Source organism: Blastococcus sp. SYSU DS0539 (genome assembly GCF_054050855.1).
On the sequence record NZ_JBJHAF010000009.1, the window covers coordinates 71,846 to 92,326 of the forward strand.

Genomic DNA, 20,481 nt, shown 5'->3' on the forward strand with positions numbered 1-20,481 from the left:
TCCTGCGTCAGTCGTCGAGGTCGTCGTCGTCCGTGCCGCCGCGGGCCAGCCAGGTGGCCAGCCGTTCGACGGGCACCTCGAAGTCGGGGTGCTGGTCGACGAACGCCTGCATCTGGTCGGCCAGCCAGGCGAGGGTGACCTGCTCCTCGCCCCGGCGCTCGGCCAGCTCTTCCAGGCCCCGGTCGGTGAAGTACATGCCGGAGAACCTACGACGCCCGGTCCCCCGAGGTGGTCGGGGGCCGGGCGTCGGTCGGTGGATCCGCCGTCGGGCGGCCGGGGTCAGCTCGCGAACGCCTCGGCGACCAGCTTGCGCTGCTCGACCTCGTGCACCTTCGCCGAGCCGACCGCCGGGCTGGCCGACGCGCGGCGGCTGACCCGCCGCAGCTTCCGGCCCTCCGGCAGCTCCTCGGGCAGGTTGACGGCCATGAACTGCCAGGCGCCCATGTTCGCCGGCTCCTCCTGCACCCACACCACGTCGGTGGCGTTCGAGTACCGCTCGAGCTCGGCGCGGATCTGCTCGGCCGGCAGCGGGTACAGCTGCTCGACCCGCACGATCGCGGTGTCGGTGGTGCCCTCGGACTCCCGCTGCGCCATGAGGTCGTAGGCGACCTTGCCGCTGCAGAGCAGCACGCGCTTCACCGCGGCGGCGTCCAGCGGCTCCCCGCCGACCCCCGTGTCGGGCAGCACCGGGCGGAAGTCCTGCTCGGTGAAGTCCGCGACCGGGCTGACCGCCGCCTTCGCCCGCAGCAGGGACTTCGGCGTGAAGACGACCAGCGGCCGGTGCACGTCCGAGAGCGCCTGGCGGCGGAGCAGGTGGAAGTAGTTGCCGGGGGTCGTGCAGTTGGCGACGGTCATGTTGTTCTCCGCCGACAGCTGCAGGAACCGCTCGATCCGGCCGCTGGAGTGGTCGGGGCCCTGCCCCTCCATGCCGTGGGGCAGCAGCAGGACGACGCCGGAGCGCTGACCCCACTTGGCCTCGCCGGAGCTGATGAACTCGTCGATGACCATCTGGGCCCCGTCGACGAAGTCACCGAACTGGGCCTCCCACAGCACCAGGGCGTCGGGGTTGGCCACCGAGTAGCCGTACTCGAAGCCCAGTGCGGCGTACTCGCTGAGCAGCGAGTCGTAGACGAAGAACTTCGCCTGCTCCTCGTTGAGGTTGGCCAGCGGGGTGTACTCCGCGCCGGTCTCCCGGTCGATGAGCACCGAGTGGCGCTGCACGAACGTGCCGCGGCGGGAGTCCTGGCCGGCCAGGCGGACCGGCACGCCCTGCATGAGCAGCGAGCCGAAGGCCAGCAGCTCGCCCATGGCCCAGTCGATGGCGCCCTCGCTGGCCATCGCGGCCCGCTTCTCGAGCATCTTCTGCAGCTTGGGGTGCGGGGTGAAGTCCGGCGGGAACGAGACGTGCGCGTCGCCGATGGTCTTGAGGACCTCCTGCGTGATCGCCGTCCGCACGGTCGACTCCTGCGCCGTGCGCGGGTCCATGACGGGCTCGGGCTTGGAGGAGTCCTGCGCGTCGTGCGTCTCGGCGAAGGCGCGCTCCAGCTGGCCGCGGTAGTCCTTGAGGGCCTCCTCGGCCTCCTCGAGGGTGATGTCGCCGCGGCCGACCAGCGCCTCGGTGTACAGCTTCCGGACCGAGCGCTTGCGGTCGATGATGTCGTACATCAGCGGCTGGGTCATCGACGGGTCGTCGCCCTCGTTGTGCCCGCGGCGGCGGTAGCAGACGAGGTCGATCACGACGTCCTTCTTGAACGTCTGCCGGTACTCGACCGCCAGCCGGGCCACGCGGACGCAGGCCTCCGGGTCGTCGCCGTTCACGTGGAAGATCGGGGCGTTGACCATCCGCGCGACGTCGGTCGAGTAGAGCGTCGAGCGCGCCGAGCCGGGGCTCGTGGTGAAGCCGACCTGGTTGTTGATGACGACGTGCACGGTGCCGCCGGTGCGGTAGCCGCGCAGCTGGGAGAGGTTCAGCGTCTCCTGCACCACGCCCTGGCCGGCGAACGCGGAGTCGCCGTGCAGCAGGACGGGAAGGACCGTGAAGCCCTGCTCGCCCTTGTCGATCATGTCCTGCTTGGCGCGGACGATGCCCTCGAGGACGGGGTTCACCGTCTCCAGGTGGCTGGGGTTGCTGGCGAGGGAGACGGCGATCTCGGCGTCGGTGCGGAACGGGTTGCGGAACTTCCCGGTGGCCCCGAGGTGGTACTTGACGTCGCCGGAGCCCTGGACCGTGCCCGGGTCGATGTTGCCCTCGAACTCGCCGAAGATCTTGGCGTAGCTCTTGCCGAGCACGTTGGCCAGGATGTTGAGCCGGCCGCGGTGGGCCATGCCGATCGCGACCTCGTCGAGCCCGTGGTCGGTGCCGGCGATGAGCACCTCGTCGAGGATCGGGATGACCGACTCCCCGCCCTCCAGGCTGAACCGCTTCTGCCCGACGTACTTCGTCTGCAGGAAGGTCTCGAACGCCTCGGCGGCGTTGAGCCGGCCGAGCACGTGCTTCTGCTTCTCGCGGTCGGGCTGCTCGTGCTTGACCTCGATCCGCTGCTGGAGCCACTCGCGCTCCTCGGGATCGGTGATGTGCATGTACTCCACGCCGACCGTGCGGCAGTAGGAGTTGCGCAGCACGCCGAGGATGTCCCGCAGGGCCATGAGGCGCTCACCGGCGAACCCGCCCACCGGGAACGTCCGGTCGAGGTCCCACAGGGTCAGCCCGTGCTGGGTGATGTCCAGGTCGGGGTGGGTGCGGACCTTGAACTCGAGCGGGTCGGTGTCGGCCATCAGGTGGCCGTTGCGCCGGTAGGCCTCGATGACCTCGATGACCCGGGCCTGCTTGTCGATCTGCCCCTCGCGCGTGACCCGCACGTCCGGCATCCAGCGCACCGGCTCGTAGGGGATCCGCAGCGAGCGGAAGACCTCGTCGTAGAAGCCCTCCTCGCCCAACAGGAGCGAGTGCAGCGTGCGCAGGAAGTCGCCGGACTCCGCGCCCTGGATGATCCGGTGGTCGTAGGTCGAGGTGAGCGTGATGATCTTCGAGACGCCCATCTCGGTGAGCACGTCGGGGCTCATCCCCTGGAACTCGGCGGGGTACTCCATGGCGCCCACGCCGATGATCGCGCCCTGGCCGGCGGTGAGCCGCGGCACCGAGTGGTTGGTGCCGATCGTGCCCGGGTTGGTCAGGCTGATCGTGGTGCCGGAGAAGTCCTCCATCGTCAGCTTGTTGTTCCGCGCCCGACGGATGATGTCCTCGTAGGCGGCCCAGAACTGGGCGAAGTCCATCTCCTCGGCGGCCTTGATCGAGGCGACCACCAGCGACCGCGAGCCGTCGGGCTTGGGCAGGTCGATGGCCAGGCCGAAGTTGACGTGCTCGGGCTGCACGTGCACCGGCTTGCCGTCGACCTCGGCGAAGGCGCTGTTCATGTTCGGGAACGCGTCCAGCGCCCGGACCAGCGCGTAGCCGATCAGGTGGGTGAAGGAGATCTTCCCGCCGCGGGCCCGCTTGAGGTGGTTGTTGATGACGATGCGGTTGTCGGCCAGGAGCTTGGCCGGCACCGCGCGCACGCTGGTCGCCGTCGGCACGGTCAGCGACGCGTTCATGTTCTTGACCACCGCCGCGGCGGCGCCGCGCAGCGGCGACTGCGCGCCGTCCGCGACCGGGAGCTTGGGTGCGGCCTTGGCGGCGGGCGCGGCCTTCGCGGCGGGGGCGGCTTCGGCGGCGGGCTGGCTTGTCTTCTGCACGGGCGAGCTCCCCGTCGGCTGGGACCCGGCGGCCGGGCGCTGGACGTCGGGCTTCTTGGCGGGGGCGGGCGCCTCCTTCTTCGCGGGGGCAGGCGCCTCCTGGGCAGGAGCGGCCAGGGCCGCCTGCCCGGAGGCCGCTGCGGGCGGTCCGTCGCCACCCGACGCCTGCTCCCGGTCGCCACCCGCGGGGGTGCCGGGCCGGTAGTCGGCGAAGAACTCGTGCCACGCCTGATCGACGCTGGACGGGTCGGCGAGGAACTGCTGGTACATCTCCTCGACCAGCCACTCGTTGGTGCCGAAACCGGCAACCGGGGACGAGGTGGACGACGGGCGGGATGAGTTCACGCTTGACACGGGGTCGAGTGCCTTCTTCGTCTTGGGGCTGCGTCTGAGGGGCGTCGCTGGACCGGGTATCGAGTCTACGCCCGTGCCGGGCTGCTGACCCGGCGCGGAGCGGGAACCGCGCGCCCGCCGGGCATGGGAGTCAGTGGCTCGCGCCGTGCGCCACGAGCAGTTCGACCAGGGCGTCGTTGCCGATGGCCCGGTCCTCGTCGGCGCGCCGGTGTCGCGCCGCCGCCACGCGGCTGATGTCGAGCGCGCTGGCCCCGTCATGGGTGGTGGCGTCGACGTCGGCCCCAGCGTCGAGGAGCATCCGCACGATCTCCGGTGCATCGCCGGTCGCGCCGACCGCCACCGCGGCGTGCAGCGGGGTGCGCCCGGTGTCCGGATCGCGGCGGTCGACGTCGGCCCCGGCGTCCAGCAGCAGCCGGACGAGCTCCGCGCTGCCGCCGGCGATCGCCGCGTGCAGCGCTCCGCCGTCGGCCTCGGCCCCGCGGGACAGCAGCAGCCGGGCGGCGCCGGCCGCGCCACCGAGGGCCGCCCAGGTGAGCAGGTCCACCCCGGTGGTCGGGTCGGTGAGGGCCGCGCCGCCGTCGAGCTCCGCGGTGAGCCGGTCGACGTCGTCGAGGTAGGCCGCGCTGGGCGCGTCGACGACGGCCCCCAGCTCCACCAGGACCGGGACCAGGTCGGGGGCGTGCTCCAGCGCCACGTGCAGCGGGGTGCGGTGGTGGTCGGTGCGGGCCCCGAGGTCGGCTCCCGCCTCCACCAGCACCCGGACGACGTCGACCCGGTCGCAGGCCACCGCCAGGTGCAACGGGGTCCAGCCGCCCTCGTCCGCACGCTCCACGGCGCCGGCGAGCAGGCGCGGGGCCTCGGTGACGGCCGAGCGGACACCGTCCACGTCACCGTCGACGATCAGGCGGCCCAGCCGCTGGACGGTCATGCGAGTCGTCACGCGTTCTCCGTTCTCCGTTCGGGCCCGCCCGCCAGGTGGTCCGGCGGGGCGAGGTCCTGCGGTTCGTGCCGGCGCCTCAGACGATGTCGCGGCGGACGGCCAGGAAGGTGCCGAGCACGGCGGCCACCAGACCGTAACCGAGCAGGAGGACACCTCCCTGCCAGGCGTCGAGCAGGTCCGGGCCCTCGAAGGTGGCCGTGAGCGCCTCCAGGGCGCCGCCCGGCATCCACTTGTACGCCCCCGAGGTGGCCGGGATCGAGCGGATGATCGGCTCGATCACGAACAGGTAGACCAGGCCGCCGACGATGGCGCCGACCTGGTTGCGCAGCAGCGCGCCGAGGCCCACGCCGATCACCGCGTAGATGGTGAGCGCGATCGCGGAGCCGGCCATGGTCACCAGGTTGTCGCCGTCCAGCGCGGGTGCCGCGCCCCGGACCCCGGCGTGGATGGCGACGGTGACGTAGTTGACGGCGACGACGGCGAGCGAGAACAGCGCCGCGGCCAGGGCGTAGGCGACGAGCTTGGCGGTGACCACCCGGCCGCGTCGGGGAGTGGTCAGGAACGTCGGCGTGGCGGTGCGGTGCCGGTACTCCTGCGTCATCCCGATGATGCCGAGGATGAGGAACAGGATGTTCGCGTTCGCGGCCGTGGACAGCGCGAGGTCCTCGTACTGGGGCGTGCCCACCGCCGGGATGCCGGCCTCGGGGTTGCCGGCGAACGCGGTGAAGAAGACGGCGAACCCGGCGACCATGACGCAGGCGCCGAGCAGCAGGCCGAGCCAGACCCTCGTCGTGAAGAGCTTGGTCCACTCCGCGCGGATCAGGCGGGTCATCGGGAGGCCTCCGGGGACGGCACGTCGGCGGACGGGGCGCGGTACTGCTCCCGGCCGGCGGTGAGCTGGAAGTAGATCTCCTCGAGTCCGCTGGTGCGGGACCGCAGTTCGTGCAGTTCCACGCCCGCGGCGAAGGCGCGGCTGCCGATCTCCGCGGTCGTCCGTCCGGTGACGGTGAGCGTGTCGCCGTCCCGGGTGATCCCCGTGCCGTCGCCCCGCAGCGCCTCGGCCAGCCGGTCGGTCTGCGGGCTGCGCACGAGCACCGTCCCGGCGCCGTCCGCCCCCGACCGGAGCTCCGCCATCGAGCCCTCGCGCACCAGGTGCCCGGCGCCCACGATGACGACGCGGTCGACGGTCTGCTCCACCTCGGAGAGCAGGTGGCTGGAGACGAGCACGGTGCGGCCCTGGTCGTGGGCGAGGTGGCGGAGGAACCCGCGCAGCCACTGGATCCCCTCGGGGTCCAGCCCGTTGGCCGGCTCGTCGAGCACCAGCACGGAGGGGTCGCCGAGCAGCGCCGTCGCCAGCCCGAGCCGCTGCCGCATGCCCAGGGAGTAGCCGCCCGCCCGCCGCCGCCCGGCCTCGCCGAGCCCGACCTGGACGAGCACCTCGTCGGCGCGCCGCAGGGGCAGCCCGGCGGCGCGGCAGTACACGCGGAGGTGGTTGCGGCCGGTGCGCGCGGGGTGGAACGCGGTCTCGAGCACGGCCCCGACGGTGCGCAGCGGCGCGGACAGCGACGCGTACGGGGTGCCGTCGAAGGTGGCCGTCCCGGCGTCGGGCCGCATCAGCCCCAGGACCATCCGCAGCGTGGTGGTCTTGCCCGCCCCGTTGGGGCCGAGGAACCCGGTGACCGTCCCCGGCTCCACGGTGAAGCTCAGGTCCGAGACGGCCCGGACGTTCGTGAAGGACTTCGTGAGCCCGCGGATCTCGACCCCCACCGGGTCGACCCTCGCGGTCGGGCCGCTGGAAATGGCGCTCTCCCGTCGTCCGTGCGCAGTGACCTCGTCATCCTGGCGCACCGCGGGGCTCCCGTGGGACCCCCGCGCGGGGCGTCGTGCCCCGGTCACCGGGCTGTCACCTGCCGGTCGTCGGGGAACCACCCGCCGGACGGTCGGACCTGCGTGGTCGACTGTTCCCGTGGGTGCACCGGGGCGGGCGCGGCTGGCCGTGACCGTCGTCTTCGCGGCGAACGGCGCGCTGTTCGGCAACTGGGCCGTGCGCATCCCCACCGTCAAGAGCGACCTCGGCCTCTCCGACGCGGCGCTCGGCGGCGCGCTGCTGGTCCCGGCGGTCGGCGCCCTGGTCGCGATGCCGTTGATCGGCGCGCTGAGCGCCCGGTACGGCAGCCGGACGACGACGATCGCCGCGGCGCTGCTCTTCTTCGCCGTCCCGGTGCTGCTCGGGCTGGCCACGTCGCTGCCCTGGCTCGTGCCGGTCCTGCTCGTCTTCGGGCTGGCGTTCGGCGGCCTGGACGTCGCCATGAACGCGCAGGCGGTGACGGTGGAGCGGGCGCTCGCCCGCCCGGTGATGTCCTCGTTCCACGCGGCGTTCTCGGCCGGAGCGCTGGTGGGGTCGCTGACCGGGTCGCTCGCCGCGGCCGCGCACCTCGGGCTGTCCTGGCACCTGGGCGGCACCGGCCTGGTCCTCTTCCTGGCGACCGCGCCCCTGTTCCCCGCCCTGCTCCGGGAGGAGCGCGCCACCGGGCCGGCGGGGCCGCTGTTCGCCTGGCCCCGGGGGCGGCTGCTGCCCCTGGCGCTCATCGCGCTGGTGGTCCTCCTCGCCGAGGGGGCGGTCGGGGACTGGAGCGCCGTCCACCTCCGGGACGAGCTGGGTTCCTCGGCCGGGGTGGCGGGCCTGGCGTTCACGGCGTTCAGCGTCACGATGGTGGCCGGCCGGCTCGCGGGTGACCGGGTCGTCGCGGCGTGGGGCCGGGTGCGGACGGTGCGCATCTCGGCGCTGGTCGCCACGGCGGGCGGGGTGCTGGTCGTCGCCGGCCCGACCATCGCCCTCGCGCTGGCCGGCTTCGCCGCCCTTGGCATCGGCCTGGCCTGCACCGTTCCGCTGGTCTTCTCCGCGGCGGCCGAGGGCGAGGCCGAGGCCGGCCCGGCCCTCGCCGCGGTGAGCACCCCCGGGTACCTCGGCTTCCTCCTCGGGCCGCCCGTCATCGGTGGGCTGGCCGAGCTCGTCGGCCTCTCGGCGGCTCTCGCGCTGCTGCCGGTGCTGCTGGCGGGGGTGGCGCTGCTGGCCGGCCGCACGGCGCCCGTTCGCGTGACCCCGGGCACACGGCAGGCCGGCGTCCCATAGAGTGCGCGCCGTGAGCGAGCCCGCGAGCGCCTACTCCACGGTCGTCGTCGGAACCGACGGGTCGGAATCGTCCCTGCGTGCGGTCGCCCGCGCCGGCGCCCTGGCCGGCGCCTGCGGGGCGACGCTGGTCGTCGTCTGCGCCTACCTCCCCACTGAGGACGACGACCGCGAGCTGGCCCGCGCGCAGGACGTCCTGGGCGACGAGGCCTACCAGGTCGTCGGGTCGCACCCGGCGGAGGAGACCGTGCGGACCGCCGCCGAGCGCGCCGGTGCGGCAGGTGCGGAGAAGGTGCGCACCGTCGCGGTCATGGGGTCGCCGGTCGAGACGTTGCTGGACGTCGTCCGCCGGGAGAACGCCGACCTGCTGGTCGTCGGCAACCGCGGGCTGAGCAGCATCAAGGGCCGGCTGCTCGGCTCCGTGCCGGCCGACGCCACGCGCCGCGCGCAGTGCGACGTGCTCGTCGTGCACACCACCGGCTGAGGTCCGCGACGGGCATGGACGATCCCGGCGACGGCCCGGGCCCCGGCGCCAGGGAGGCGCTGGAGCGGCTGCTGCTCGGTGGCCCCCGGCAGTACACCCGGCTGCAGGTGGGCCGGCTGGCGGGCATGCCGCCGGAGCGGACGCAGCGGCTCTGGCGGGCCCTCGGCTTCCCCGACGCCGCCGACGACGACCCGGCCTTCACCGACGCCGACGTGGCCGCTCTCGACGTGCTCTCCACGCTCATCGACGCCGGCTTCGTCGCCCCCGACAGCGAGGCCTCCATCGCCCGGGCGATGGGGCAGTCCCTGTCCCGGCTGGCCGACTGGCAGGCCGACATGCTCGCCGACGCCCTGCTCCGCGACGCCCCCGAGGGGGAGGGCCCCGCGGTCACCACGGATCGCGCGGTCCAGACGGCGCAGGCGCTGCTGCCCCGGCTGCGCGAGGTGCAGGACTACGTGTGGCGCCGCCACCTCGCTGCCAACGTCGACCGGCTGCTCGCCGCCACCGGCCCCGGCGACCGGCGGGAGCTCGCGGTGGGGTTCGCCGACCTGGTGGGCTACACCTCGCGCAGCCGCGGCATGGGCGGCCGCGAGCTGGGCGCGATGGTCGAGGACTTCGAGAGCATCGCCGCCGAGGTGATCGCCCGGCACTCCGGCCGGGTGGTGAAGACCGTCGGGGACGGCGTGCTGTTCACCGCCGGGTCGGCCACCGCGGCCGCGGAGATCGGGCTGGAGCTCCCGCACGCCTGGGCGGCCGCCGACCGGCCGCCGCTGCGCGTGGGGGCGGCCTACGGTGCGGTGCTCACCCGCCTCGGCGACGTCTACTCGCCGGTCGTGAACCTGGCCAGCCGGCTGACCTCGCTCGCCCGCCCGGGCGCGCTGTTGGTCGACCGGGAGCTGGCCGACCGGATCCGCGGGCTGCCCGGTTACCGGGCGCGGCCGCTGCGCCGGGTCTCGGTGCGCGGCTACGAGCACCTGCAGCCGTGGCTGGTCCGCCGCAGCCGGACGGCGGACGCCGGACCGGGCCCGGACGCCGACAGCGGTTACGACGAGGACGCCTTCGACCCGGGCGGGGACGACGCCGACGGCAGCGACGCGGAGGGCTGATCGACGCGCGGCGGCGCGCCGGAGCGGAATGCGCTGTCGGTCCGCCGGATCGGCTTGGCAGGCTGTAGGGGTGAGCGCCACCCTCGTCGCCCGCGGACTGGCAGCCGGTCACGGCGCCCGCGTGCTCTTCTCCGACCTCGATCTCGTCGTCGCCCCGGGCGACGTCGTCGGCCTGGTCGGGGTGAACGGCGCGGGCAAGTCCACGCTGCTGCGCACGCTGGCCGGGGAGGTCCCGGCCGAGGCCGGGAGCATCGTGCTCAGCCCGCCGACGGCCACCTTGGGCTACCTGCCGCAGGAGCACGAGCGGCGCGAGGGGGAGACGGTCCTCGCGGCGCTGGCCCGGCGCACCGGTGTCGCGGCCGCGCAGGCGGCGCTGGACGCCGCCACGGAGGCGCTCACCGCCGGCCGGCCGGGCGCCGACGACGGCTACGGCGACGCCCTCGAGCGCTGGCTGGCCCTCGGTGGCGCCGACCTCGACGAGCGGGCCGCGGAGGTGGTGGCCCAGGTGGCGCCCGGCGTCGCGCTCGAGGCGCCGATGACGGGGCTCTCCGGCGGGCAGGCCGCCCGGGTGGGCCTGGCCTCGCTGCTGCTCTCGCGCTACGACGTCCTGCTGCTCGACGAGCCGACCAACGACCTCGACCTGGCCGGGCTCGACCAGCTGGAGCGGTTCGTGACCGGCGCGCGGGCCGGTGTCGTCGTCGTCAGCCACGACCGCGAGTTCCTGTCCCGGACGGTGAACCGGATCGTCGAGCTGGACCTCGCCCAGCAGCTGGTCCGGGTGCACGACGGCGGCTACGAGGCGTACCTCGCGGAGCGGGAGGTCGCCCGCCGGCACGCGCGCGAGGAGTACGAGGAGTTCGCCGACACCAAGGCCGGGCTCGAGGCGCGGGCCCGCATGCAGCGCAACTGGATGGCCAAGGGCGTCCGCGACGCGGTCAAGAAGCAGAAGGACCCCGACAAGTTCATCAAGGCGCACAACCGGGCCTCGGCGGAGAAGCAGGCCGCCAAGGCCAAGCAGACCGAGCGGATGATCGAGCGGCTCGACGTCGTGGAGGAGCCCCGCAAGGAGTGGGAGCTCCGGATGGAGATCGCCGCCGCGCCGCGGGCCGGCGCCGTCGTGGCCACGCTGCGCGGCGCCGTCGTCCGCCGCGGCGGGTTCACCCTCGGCCCGGTGGACCTGCAGGTGGACTGGGGCGACCGGGTCGCCATCACCGGCGCCAACGGATCGGGGAAGTCGACCCTGCTGGCGGCGCTGCTCGGGCGGGTGCCGCTGGACGAGGGCGCGGCGTCGCTGGGCCCGTCGGTCCGGATCGGCGAGATCGACCAGGCGCGGGGCCGCTTCCTCGGTCCCGAGCAGCTGCTCGACGCGTTCGGCGCCGAGGTGCCCGACTGGCCGACGGCCGAGGTGCGGACGCTGCTGGCCAAGTTCGGCCTCACCGCCGACCACGTGCTGCGCCCGGCCCTCACGCTGTCACCGGGGGAGCGCACCCGGGCGGCGCTCGCCCTGCTGCAGGCACGCGGCATCAACGTGCTCGTGCTCGACGAGCCGACCAACCACCTGGACCTGCCGGCCATCGAGCAGCTGGAGCAGGCGCTGGCCGGCTACACCGGCACCCTGCTGCTGGTCACCCACGACCGCCGGATGCTCGAGGTGGTGGCCACCGACCGCCGGCTCGAGGTCGACGGTGGGCGGGTCACCGAGCGCTGACGCGCTCAGCCGGCCGGCGCGCCCAGCTCGTCGGCGATGCCGACGGTGTCCATGCCCGACCAGGTGTCGGAGACGTGGTGGGCCAGCACCATCAGGTCGCGCAGCTCGCCGTTGCGGTCGCGGATGTGGTCGCGCAGCAGGGCCTCGCCGCTGAAACCGAGGTCGCTGAAGAGCGCCAGCGCCGAGCCCTGCTCGGCGACCACCTCGACGACGATCTTCCGCAGCCCCGACCGGACCCCTTCGACGAGGGCGCGGCGGGCCAGCTCCCGGCCCAGCCCGCTGCCCCGGCTCGACGGCGCGACGACCAGGCGCAGCTCGCCGACGTGGTCGGACCAGCCCGGCAGCGGCCGGACCGCGACGTACCCGGTGACCGTGTCGCTGCCGTCGTCCCCGGTGTCGACGGCCACCCAGCGGCCGCCGGGTGCGTCGCCGGTCGCCCACGAGCGGACGGTGTCCGGGTCGGTGACCTCCTCCTTGATGAAGGTCAGGTCCCCCTCGGGGAGGTCGCCGAAGAAGCGCAGCAGCGCGTCGCAGCGCTCCGGTCCGAGTTCGACCACCGTCATGTCAGGCCTCCCGTGCCGCGGTGTCGGTCGCGTCGTCGGCGACCAGCGGATCGCTGCGCCGGCGGACGAAGTCGATGATGGTGGGCACCGTCGTCTTGGCCGCGGTGCGCCCGACGACCAGCCCCATGTGGCCGGCGTCCAGGCAGAGCTCGTGCTTGTCGGGTGAGCCGACGAGGTCGATGAGGGGCGCCGTCGCGTCCGGCGGCACGATGTGGTCGCGGTTGGCCCGCACGGTGAGGAACGGCACCTGGATGTCGGAGAGGTGCACCGGGTCCCCGCCCACCGCGAGCCGGTCGTTCAGCATGCCGTTGTCCCGCACCAGCATCTCCGCCGTCTGCCGCGCGGCGGCGCCGGGGAAGGGCACGTGGTCGTCCGACCACCCCGTCATGGCCTGGTAGGAGGAGACGTACTCGTCGTTCCAGAGCCGCTCCCAGAGGGTGACGTAGCGGGTCACCTCCGCGGTCGGGGTGAGTGCCCGGAAGCCCTGGACGACGACCGAGGGCGGGACGTTGCCGTCCGCGTCGAGCACGGAGTCGACGTCCATGCCGCCGACCGCGAAGATGTCGGCGAGCGGCCCCATGTGCCGGAAGTCGACCGGGGTGGCCAGCACGGTGAGGCTGCGCAGCGGGGCGTCGGGGTGGTGCGCGGCGTAGAGCAGGGCGAGGTCACCGCCGAAGCAGTAGCCGAACAGGTTGACCTCGTCGGCACCGGAGAGCTCGAGGACGCGGTCGATCCCGGCGGGGATGTAGTCGTCGGCGTAGTCCTCGAGCCCGTTGCCCGCGTCGCGCTCGTCGGGCTCGCCCCAGTCGAGCATGTACACGTCGAAGCCGGCCTTCAGCAGCTGCTCGACGAAGCTGTTGCCCGGCGTCAGATCGAGGATGTAGCTGCGGCTGACCAGGCTGAACACGATCAGCAGCGGAGGTCCGTAGCGGACGCCGCCGTAGGTGTCGGGGTCGTTGCGGTAGTGCCAGAGCTGGGTGCGGCCCCGCTGCCAGACGACGTCCTTGGGCGTCTGTCCGACGCCGGGGCGGTCGACGCCGGCGACGAGCTTGATGCCGTTACGGGCCCGCAGGGTGTTGCGTTCGACGTCCCGCCGGACGCGGTCGAGCACGGTCTGCGGGCTGGGCACCGTCGGCATCGTGGTCCTCCGTGGTCGGGGTCGTCGTCTCGGGGGGCCGGCTGCGCGCGGAACCCGCGGCCCGGCGTCGCTCGGACTCCAGCTGCAGGGTCAGCCGGCGGACCTCCCGGTCCAGGGAGCCGATCTGCGCGCGCAGCCGGCTGATGTCGCTTCCCGCGGGCAGGTTGAGCAGGTGCCAGGCGCGGGCGCTGAGGCCCTGCACCGAGCGGCCGGCCAGGGTCTGCGCGCGCCGCACCAGCGCGGTGCCGAGGGCGAAGTTCTCCGAGCGGACGAGGCTCTCCGCGTGCGGGGCCACGGCCCGCTCGGCCGCGTCGAAGGCCTGCCGCCACAGCGGTGGCGACGGCGGCGGCGTGCGGGGCGCAGGGGGGGTCATCGGGTGCCCACCTCCTGCGGGACCTCGACGGCGCGGCGGAGGATCTTCCCGGTCGGCCCCTTGGGCAGGGTGTCGACCAGCCAGAGGTGCCGCGGGTACTTGTAGGCGGCCACCCGCGCCTTGACGAACTCGCGCAGCTCGTCGGCCTCGGCGGTCGCCCCGGGCTTCAGGGCGACCGCGGCGGCCACCTCCTCGCCCAGCTCGGGGTGCGTGATGCCGACGACGGCGACCTCGGCCACCGCCGGGTGCTCGTACAGCGCCTCCTCGATCTCCCGCGGGTAGACGTTGTAGCCGCCGCGGATGATCATCTCCTTCTTGCGGTCGACGATGAAGAAGTACCCGTCGTCGTCGGTGCGGGCGAGGTCACCGGTGCGGAACCAGCCGTCGGGGATCGACTTCGCCGTCTCCTCGGGCCGCTCCCAGTAGCCGCGCATCACGTTCTCGCCGCGGATGGCGATCTCGCCGACCTCGCCGGCGCCCACCTCGTTGCCGTCGTCGTCGACCAGCCGCATCTCCACGCCGCGGATCGGTGTCCCGATCGAACCCGGCTTGCGCTCGGCGTGCGGGTGGTTGAAGGACGCGACCGGCGAGGTCTCCGACAGGCCGTAGCCCTCGAGGATCATGCAGCCGAAGCGCTCCTCGAACGAGCGCATGATCTCCACCGGCATCGCCGATCCGCCGGAGACGCACAGCCGCAGGCTGGAGACGTCGTGCTGCCCGGCGTCGGGGGAGTGCAGCATCGCCGCGAACATCGTCGGGACGCCCTCGAAGATCGTCACCCCGTCGCGCTCGATCACCTGCAGCGCCTTGGCGCCGTCGAAGCGGGGGATCAGCGTGAGCAGCGAGCCGCGCAGGACGGCGGTGTTGAGGCCGCAGGTGAGCCCGAAGACGTGGAACAGCGGCAGGCAGCCCATGATCACGTCGTCGGGGGTGTTCTCGGCCAGCGTTTCGGCGGTGGTCAGCGCGTTGCGGCCGAGGTTGGCGTGGGTGAGCTCGGCGCCCTTCGGCTGACCGGTCGTCCCCGACGTGTAGAGGATGACGGCCAGGTTGTCGTCGGAGCGTTCCACCGGCGCGTCCAGCGGCTCCTCGGCCATCAGCTCGGACGGCGACGCGGGGCCGACCACGACGGCCTCCACGCCGACGACGTCCGCCGCCTCGCGCACCGGCCCGGCGGTGGTCTCCAGGGTGACGACGACCCGCGCGCCGGAGTCCTCGAGGAAGTACTGCACCTCGCGCGCCTTGAGCAGCGGGTTCATCGGCACGACCGCGGCGCCGGCGAGCAGCGCTCCGTAGAAGACGACCGGGAAGGCCAGCACGTTGGGCAGCACGAGCCCGACGCGGTCGCCGGGTCGCACGCCGCGCGCGGTCAGCGAGGCGGCGACGCGGAGGGCGGCGTCGCGGAACTGGCCGTAGGTCAGCTCGGCGTCGTCCATCCGCAGCGCGGGCCGGGCGGCTCCCTCGGCGGCGGAGTCGAGCAGGTTCTGCGCGAGGTTCGTCACGGTCGTTCCCCTCAGTGCCCGGTGGCTGGCCGCAGGCCCCCTACCCGGCTCACCCGGTGATCTACCGCACAGGCCGGATACGGTGACGACGACCGCCCGCCGTCCCCCGAGGGAGAACCCCGCTCATGCCCGACCGCTCGATCCTCGACCTCTTCCGCCTCGACGACCGCGTCGCCGTCGTGACCGGTGCGTCCTCCGGGCTGGGTGCGGTCTTCGCCCGGACGCTGGCGGAGGCCGGCTGCGACGTCGTCCTCGGCGCCCGCCGGGCCGACCGGCTCGCCGACACCCAGCGCGCGGTGGAGGCGGCCGGCCGGCGCGCGATCAGCGTCGCCACCGACGTCTCCCGGCCTGAGGACTGCCAGGCCCTGGTCGACGCCGCCATGGCCGAGTTCGGCAAGGTCGACATCCTGGTCAACAACGCGGGCGTCGGCACGGCCGCGCCGGCGACGCGGGAGAGCCCCGACCAGTTCCGGCAGGTCATCGACGTCAACCTCAACGGCTGCTACTGGATGGCCCAGGCCTGCGGCCGGGTGATGCAGCCCGGCAGCTCCATCGTCAACATCTCCAGCGTCCTGGGGCTCACCACGGCCGGGCTGCCGCAGGCCGCCTACGCGGCCAGCAAGGCCGGGCTCATCGGGCTCACCCGGGACCTGGCCCAGCAGTGGACCGGGCGCAAGGGCATCCGGGTCAACGCGCTGGCGCCGGGCTTCTTCACCTCGGAGATGACCGACCAGTACCCCGAGGGCTACCTGGACTCGCAGCTGTCCCGGGTGCTCGTCGGGCGCAAGGGCGAGCCCGAGGAGCTGGCTGCCGCGCTGGTCTTCCTGGTGAGCGACGCCGGCGGGTACGTCACCGGCACCACCATCCCGGTCGAGGGCGGGATGCTCACCAGCTGAGCGGCCCCGCCGGGCAGCGGACGCCACGCGCGTCGCCGCTCCGCCGGGAGCCCCGGCGGAGCGGCGGTCACGCGGTGCGTTCGGCGCGCTGGACCAGCGCGGTGATCCGGTCGACGAGCTGCGGCCACACCTCGCGCGGCAGGTCGTGGCCCATGCCGTCGACCACGAGCAGCTCGGCGCCGGGGACGGCCGCGGCCGTGGCCCGGCCGCCGGAGACGGCGACGAGCGCGTCCTGCTCGCCGTGGATGACGAGCGTGGGCACCGCGACCCGGCTGAGGTCGGCCGTGCGGTCGTGCGCGGTGAGGATCGCGGCGAGCTGCCGGGCGACCCCGGCAGGGTCGTGGGCGCGGTCGAAGGAGAGCCCGGCGCGTTCGCGGACGGCGGCCTCGTCGAACTCGAAGCCGGGCGAGCCGATCACCCGGTAGGTGTCGACGACGCGCTGGACGGCGCCCTCCCGGTCGGCCGCCGGCGCGGCCAGCAGCACGCCCATCGCGGCGTCGTTCGGTGCCCCCACCGCCGGGTCGCCGGTGGTCGACATGATCGAGGTGAGGCTGCGCACCCGCTCGGGGTGGGTGATGGCGACCAGCTGGGCGATCATCCCGCCCATCGAGGCGCCGACCACGTGCGCGCTGTCGAGGCCGAGCGCGTCGAGCAACCCGACGGTGTCCTCCGCGAGGTCGGTCAGCCCGTAGGCGACCGAGGACCGGTCGCCGCCCAGGACCGCCATGACGTCGGGCGCGCCGCCGTCGGTGACGTGGGTGGACAGCCCGATGTCGCGGTTGTCGAACCGGATGACGAACAGCCCCCGCTCGGCGAGGCCGCGGCAGAAGTCGTCGGGCCAGCCGATCATCTGCGTGGCCAGGCCCATGACCAGCAGGACCGGCGGGTTCGCCGCGTCGCCGAAGGTCTCGTAGGCGAGCTCGAGGTCGCCGACCGGTGCCGTGCGGATGCCGCTGGTCTCCATGCGGCGGACGCTAGTCCAGCGCGGCGAGACCGGGATCACCGGTCCGGGTCAGCGGTCCCGGCGCACGTTCTCGGTGCGGTCCTCGACGGCGCCGTGGCGCAGCAGGTTGGCGATGGCCAGCGCGAGGCCGCCCCAGATCACCAGCATCGCCACCACCATCATCACGATCGCGGCCGTGCTCATCGGCGTCCTCCGTCGTCCTGCCCGGTGACCCGGCGCTCGTCGGGGGCCCGGTCCGTCGTGGCGGGCGCGTGCAGCGGATCCGCCGGATCCGAGCCGGGTGGCGGCCCGTCGAGGTGGGTCCCAGCGCGCCACGGCAACCGGGCGACGAGGAAGCCGACGAGCGGCAGCGCCACGACCAGCGCCCAGCCGAGAACAAGCAGGAGCCAGGCGGGGTAGTCCTCGTAGGGTGCGGTGAGGTCGTCGCGCAGCGCGAAGACGAGCACCAGGGCCAGGCCGACCGGGGCGACGACGCTGGTCAGCAGGCGCCAGCCGGTGCCGACCCGGGGACGGCCGTGGACGTTCAGGTGCGCACCGAGAGCGGGCAGTGCCCGGAGCGCCCAGGCGATGACCAGCATGCTGACCAGCGCCACGACGAGGATGCCGTACTGGTTGACGAAGTGGTCGACGACGTCGAGCACGTAGATGCCGCTCGTCGTGCTGAAGAGGACCAGGCTCAGCACCGCGGCGGGCACGCCGACGGCGAGGGTCGCGGTGAGGCGGCTGGTGTCGAGCTTGTCGCGGACCGCGGAGATCACGACTTCGATCACGCTGATCAGCGACGTGATGCCGGCGATGACCAGCGACCCGAAGAACAGCACGCCGAGGAGGGCGCCGGCCGGGGCCTCGCTGATGATCGCCGGGAAGGCGATGAAGGCCAGGCCGATCCCACCGCTGGCGACCTCGCCGACCGCGACCCCGCTGGCCTGAGCCATGAACCCCAGGGCGGCGAACACGCCGATGCCGGCGAGCAGCTCGAAGCCGGAGTTCGAGAAGCCCACGACGAGGCCGGAGCCGACCATGTCCTCGCGGCGGCTCACGTACGAGGCGTACGTGATCATGATGCCGAAGCCGACCGACAGCGAGAAGAAGATCTGGCCGAACGCCGCGGCCCAGACGGGGGCCGAGGTGAGCGCCGACCAGTCGGGCGCGAAGAACGCGTCGAGGCCGGCCCCGGCGCCCGGCAGCAGCAGCGCCTGCACGACGAGGGCGACGAAGGTGAGCACCAGCAGCGGGATGAAGACCAGCGAGACCATCCCGATCCCCCGCTGCACGCCGAGGGCCATGATCACCAGGACGGCCGACCAGACCAGGGCGAGCGGCACGAGCACCCCGGGCACCACGTCGGCGGTGACCTCGACGTCACCGGCCTGGAGGAACTCCCCGAAGAAGAACGCCTCGGGGTCGGTGCCCCATGCCTGGTCGAGCGAGAAGAAGGTGTAGCGCAGCGCCCAGGCCAGCACCGCGGCGTAGTAGACGGCGATGACGAAGCAGATGCCCACCTGCCACCAGCCGAGCCCCTCGGTGCCGCGGCGCAGCCGGGCGAAGGAGAGCGGTGCGGAGCCGCGGTGGCGGTGGCCGATCGCGTAGTCGAGCAGCAGGAAGGGGATGCCGGCGGTCAGCAGCGCGACCAGGTAGGGCAGCAGGAAGGCGCCGCCGCCGTTCTCGTAGGCGACGTAGGGGAACCGCCAGATGTTGCCCAGCCCGACCGCCGAGCCGATCGCCGCCAGGATGAAGACGCGCCGGGAGCTGAATGCCCCGCGCCGGCGTTCCTCGTCGGCCTGCACGGTGGCGGACCCCTCTGACGTGCTCATCCGACCTCCACGCGCCGAGCCTGCAAGCACCTCGAGCACCGACCCTCGAAGAGCCGTCGGAGGAAGGGTGCCAGAACTCGGGCCCACGTCAACTGCGCGGAACAGGAACGGTCAGGCTGCGGTCCGGCCTCGATCGGGAGGGGGACGCCGGGCCGCCCCGCGGGACGCGCGGGAAGCGGCCGGTCGAAGGGTGCCCCCGGCAGGATTCGAACCTGCGCACCCGCCTCCGGAGGGCGGTGCTCTATCCCCTGAGCTACGGGGGCTCGGTGGTGGGGCAGGAGAGAAGTTACCAGCCCCGCGCACCGGCCCGGGAAGCGGCTCCCCGGCCGCCGGTCACGGTTCCGGCAGCGGCGTCCCGCCCCGGGCCGTGAGCATCCGGGTCATCGTCGTCGTCTCCACGCCCTGGGACTGCTCGATCGACCGCGCGAGGTCCCGCACGGCCTCGACCTCGGCGTTCTCGGCGGCGTAGCGGGCCATCTCGAAGCCGCCCTGGTGGTGCCGGATCATCAGCCGGAGGAACTCGACGTCGAACGCGGCGCCCGACAGGCTCCGCAGCTCCGCCAGCTCCTCCTCGGTGGCCATGCCCGGCATGAGCGCACCCGCGCCCGTCCCCATGTCGTGCCCGCTGTGCGCGTCCCCGCCCATCCAGGCCATGGTGTCGCCGGACAGGGGGAGGCCCCACAGCGCCAGCCAGCCCTGCATGCGCCCGGCCTGGTTGGTCTGGGTGGCGGAGATGTCGAAGGCCAGCTGCTCCACCTCCGGGTCCTCGCTGCGCTCCGCGACGAGGTTGGCCATCTCCACGCCCTGCAGGTGGTGGCGGGACATGTCGCGGGAGAAACCCGCGTCGACCGAGTCGGCCGACGGCGTCGGAGCGGCGTCCCGGCCGATGCCCAGCGCGACGGCCAGCCCGCCGCCCAGCAGCACCAGCCCCACGGCTATCACGGCGAGCAGGGCGGTGCGCAGCGCGCCGCCGCGCCGGGAACCGGTGCTGCTGGGGATGGGGATCGCCTCCGGAGGACGGGCGTGGATCGGCGGGCCGGGCCGGTTCAGGGCGCGGGAGACGTGCCGGCGTCGCTGTCGGTCCCGGCCCCCGCGGCGCTGCTCGGGGCGCCCGCGAGCAGCGGGTCGGCGAGGAACTGCGGGTTCTCGCAGGTGGCACCGGGCTCGGGGAAGTCCCCGGCCTTGGCCGTCATCAGGTCGGCGAACTGCTTGATCCGCTCGTCGTCGGCGCGGTCGACCTTCAGCTGCTCGCCCCAGGACTGCAGGCTGATGGGGGAGTCCAGGCCCGCGTAGGGCGACATCATCCGGTAGGACTCGCCGTCGACCAGCTCGGCGAGCGTCGCGATGTCGGCGTCGGTCACCTCGTCGGGGTTGTAGGTGATCCAGACGGCGCCGTGCTCGAGGCTGTGCACCGCGTTCTCGTGCCGGACGTCGACGTCGTAGACGGTGCCCGTGCAGTCGGCCCAGTACGGGTCGTGCTCGCCGCCGACCGGCGGGGACTGCTCGTAGTCCACCGACGTGGTGACGTGGTTGCCGCCCTCGTACTCGTAGACCTCCGCCCCGCTGATCTCGTCGATGGACTCCACCCTCAGGGCGTCGGCCTCGTTCACCTGCACCACGGCGTAGGTGATGACGGCGGCGGCGAACACCACGACGGCCACGGCGCCCGCGATCAGGCCCCATGGGCGCTGCTGGGCCACGACCTGCGTCGGCGGCCGGGTGCGCCCGCCCGTGCCGCGCCCGCCGGACCGGGAGGCCCCACCGCCGGTCGCTCGGCTTC

The 20,481-nt window shown here is 73.6% G+C and carries 19 protein-coding genes and 1 tRNA gene; 5 read left to right on the forward strand and 15 right to left on the reverse strand.

What is annotated here, in order from left to right; genetic code table 11:
* Positions 1–7: 7 nt before the first annotated feature.
* From ACI790_RS12715 to ACI790_RS12735, 5 genes are all read right to left on the reverse strand, one after another.
* Positions 8–196, reverse strand: coding sequence for a DUF6104 family protein (locus tag ACI790_RS12715; protein WP_456570132.1), 189 nt, complete (start codon positions 194–196; stop codon positions 8–10).
* 83 nt (positions 197–279) lie between these two features.
* Positions 280–4,077 (reverse strand): multifunctional oxoglutarate decarboxylase/oxoglutarate dehydrogenase thiamine pyrophosphate-binding subunit/dihydrolipoyllysine-residue succinyltransferase subunit, encoded by a 3,798-nt coding sequence (locus tag ACI790_RS12720; RefSeq protein ID WP_456570133.1) that lies wholly within the window; start codon positions 4,075–4,077, stop codon positions 280–282.
* Positions 4,078–4,216: 139 nt separating this feature from the next.
* Complete coding sequence (locus tag ACI790_RS12725; RefSeq protein ID WP_456570134.1) at positions 4,217–5,026, reverse strand: ankyrin repeat domain-containing protein; 810 nt, start codon at positions 5,024–5,026, stop codon at positions 4,217–4,219.
* Positions 5,027–5,102: 76 nt separating this feature from the next.
* Positions 5,103–5,858 (reverse strand): ABC transporter permease, encoded by a 756-nt coding sequence (locus tag ACI790_RS12730; RefSeq protein ID WP_456570135.1) that lies wholly within the window; start codon positions 5,856–5,858, stop codon positions 5,103–5,105.
* Complete coding sequence (locus tag ACI790_RS12735; protein ID WP_456570136.1) at positions 5,855–6,793, reverse strand: ABC transporter ATP-binding protein; 939 nt, start codon at positions 6,791–6,793, stop codon at positions 5,855–5,857. Before ACI790_RS12735 ends, ACI790_RS12730 begins: the two co-directional genes overlap by 4 nt.
* Before the next feature lie 199 nt (positions 6,794–6,992).
* On the opposite strand from ACI790_RS12735, the gene ACI790_RS12740 reads away from it, so the two are divergent.
* From ACI790_RS12740 to ACI790_RS12755, 4 genes are all read left to right on the forward strand, one after another.
* Complete coding sequence (locus ACI790_RS12740; protein ID WP_456570137.1) at positions 6,993–8,159, forward strand: MFS transporter; 1,167 nt, start codon at positions 6,993–6,995, stop codon at positions 8,157–8,159.
* 10 nt (positions 8,160–8,169) lie between these two features.
* Positions 8,170–8,640 (forward strand): universal stress protein, encoded by a 471-nt coding sequence (locus tag ACI790_RS12745; protein WP_456570138.1) that lies wholly within the window; start codon positions 8,170–8,172, stop codon positions 8,638–8,640.
* A gap of 14 nt (positions 8,641–8,654) precedes the next feature.
* Positions 8,655–9,746 carry an adenylate/guanylate cyclase domain-containing protein gene (locus ACI790_RS12750; RefSeq protein ID WP_456570139.1) on the forward strand — a complete coding sequence of 364 codons (1,092 nt, stop codon included), beginning with the start codon at positions 8,655–8,657 and terminating at the stop codon, positions 9,744–9,746.
* Positions 9,747–9,816: 70 nt separating this feature from the next.
* The gene (locus ACI790_RS12755; RefSeq protein ID WP_456570140.1) at positions 9,817–11,454 is read left to right on the forward strand and encodes an ABC-F family ATP-binding cassette domain-containing protein; all 1,638 of its coding nucleotides are present in this window, start codon (positions 9,817–9,819) and stop codon (positions 11,452–11,454) included.
* A gap of 5 nt (positions 11,455–11,459) precedes the next feature.
* Here ACI790_RS12755 and ACI790_RS12760 read toward each other — a convergent pair whose 3' ends face one another.
* Genes ACI790_RS12760 through ACI790_RS12775 form a run of 4 tightly spaced genes read right to left on the reverse strand, consistent with a single transcriptional unit; the run spans position 11,460 to position 15,027 of the window.
* Entirely contained in the window at positions 11,460–12,017 is a 558-nt protein-coding gene (locus ACI790_RS12760; RefSeq protein WP_456570141.1) for an N-acetyltransferase family protein, read from the reverse strand.
* Position 12,018: 1 nt separating this feature from the next.
* On the reverse strand, positions 12,019–13,155 hold the full coding sequence (locus tag ACI790_RS12765; RefSeq protein WP_456570142.1) for an alpha/beta fold hydrolase: 1,137 nt from the start codon (positions 13,153–13,155) through the stop codon (positions 12,019–12,021).
* Positions 13,076–13,528, reverse strand: a complete 453-nt coding sequence (locus tag ACI790_RS12770) for a hypothetical protein (RefSeq protein ID WP_456570143.1) — start codon at positions 13,526–13,528, stop codon at positions 13,076–13,078. Before ACI790_RS12770 ends, ACI790_RS12765 begins: the two co-directional genes overlap by 80 nt.
* Complete coding sequence (locus ACI790_RS12775) at positions 13,525–15,027, reverse strand: long-chain-fatty-acid--CoA ligase (protein ID WP_456570144.1); 1,503 nt, start codon at positions 15,025–15,027, stop codon at positions 13,525–13,527. The genes ACI790_RS12770 and ACI790_RS12775 overlap by 4 nt, the downstream gene beginning before the upstream one ends.
* A 125-nt stretch (positions 15,028–15,152) precedes the next feature.
* Here ACI790_RS12775 and ACI790_RS12780 point away from each other — a divergent pair, with 125 nt between their 5' ends.
* A complete protein-coding gene (locus ACI790_RS12780; protein ID WP_456570145.1) occupies positions 15,153–15,923 on the forward strand; it encodes an SDR family NAD(P)-dependent oxidoreductase in 771 nt (256 codons plus the stop codon).
* 67 nt (positions 15,924–15,990) lie between these two features.
* Here the strand turns inward: ACI790_RS12780 and ACI790_RS12785 are convergent, their stop codons facing one another.
* The 6 genes from ACI790_RS12785 to ACI790_RS12810 all read right to left on the reverse strand — a co-directional run bounded on the left by ACI790_RS12785 (position 15,991) and on the right by ACI790_RS12810 (position 20,401).
* Positions 15,991–16,887 (reverse strand): alpha/beta fold hydrolase, encoded by an 897-nt coding sequence (locus tag ACI790_RS12785; RefSeq protein ID WP_456570146.1) that lies wholly within the window; start codon positions 16,885–16,887, stop codon positions 15,991–15,993.
* A gap of 48 nt (positions 16,888–16,935) precedes the next feature.
* The gene (locus ACI790_RS12790) at positions 16,936–17,070 is read right to left on the reverse strand and encodes a methionine/alanine import family NSS transporter small subunit (RefSeq protein ID WP_456570147.1); all 135 of its coding nucleotides are present in this window, start codon (positions 17,068–17,070) and stop codon (positions 16,936–16,938) included.
* Positions 17,067–18,701 (reverse strand): sodium-dependent transporter, encoded by a 1,635-nt coding sequence (locus tag ACI790_RS12795; protein ID WP_456570148.1) that lies wholly within the window; start codon positions 18,699–18,701, stop codon positions 17,067–17,069. The genes ACI790_RS12790 and ACI790_RS12795 overlap by 4 nt, the downstream gene beginning before the upstream one ends.
* Before the next feature lie 191 nt (positions 18,702–18,892).
* Positions 18,893–18,964: transfer RNA gene (locus ACI790_RS12800), tRNA-Arg, on the reverse strand.
* A 70-nt stretch (positions 18,965–19,034) separates the two neighbouring features.
* Positions 19,035–19,643 (reverse strand): DUF305 domain-containing protein, encoded by a 609-nt coding sequence (locus ACI790_RS12805; RefSeq protein ID WP_456570149.1) that lies wholly within the window; start codon positions 19,641–19,643, stop codon positions 19,035–19,037.
* 104 nt (positions 19,644–19,747) lie between these two features.
* Positions 19,748–20,401, reverse strand: coding sequence for a DUF3105 domain-containing protein (locus ACI790_RS12810; protein WP_456570150.1), 654 nt, complete (start codon positions 20,399–20,401; stop codon positions 19,748–19,750).
* Positions 20,402–20,481 lie beyond the last annotated feature (80 nt).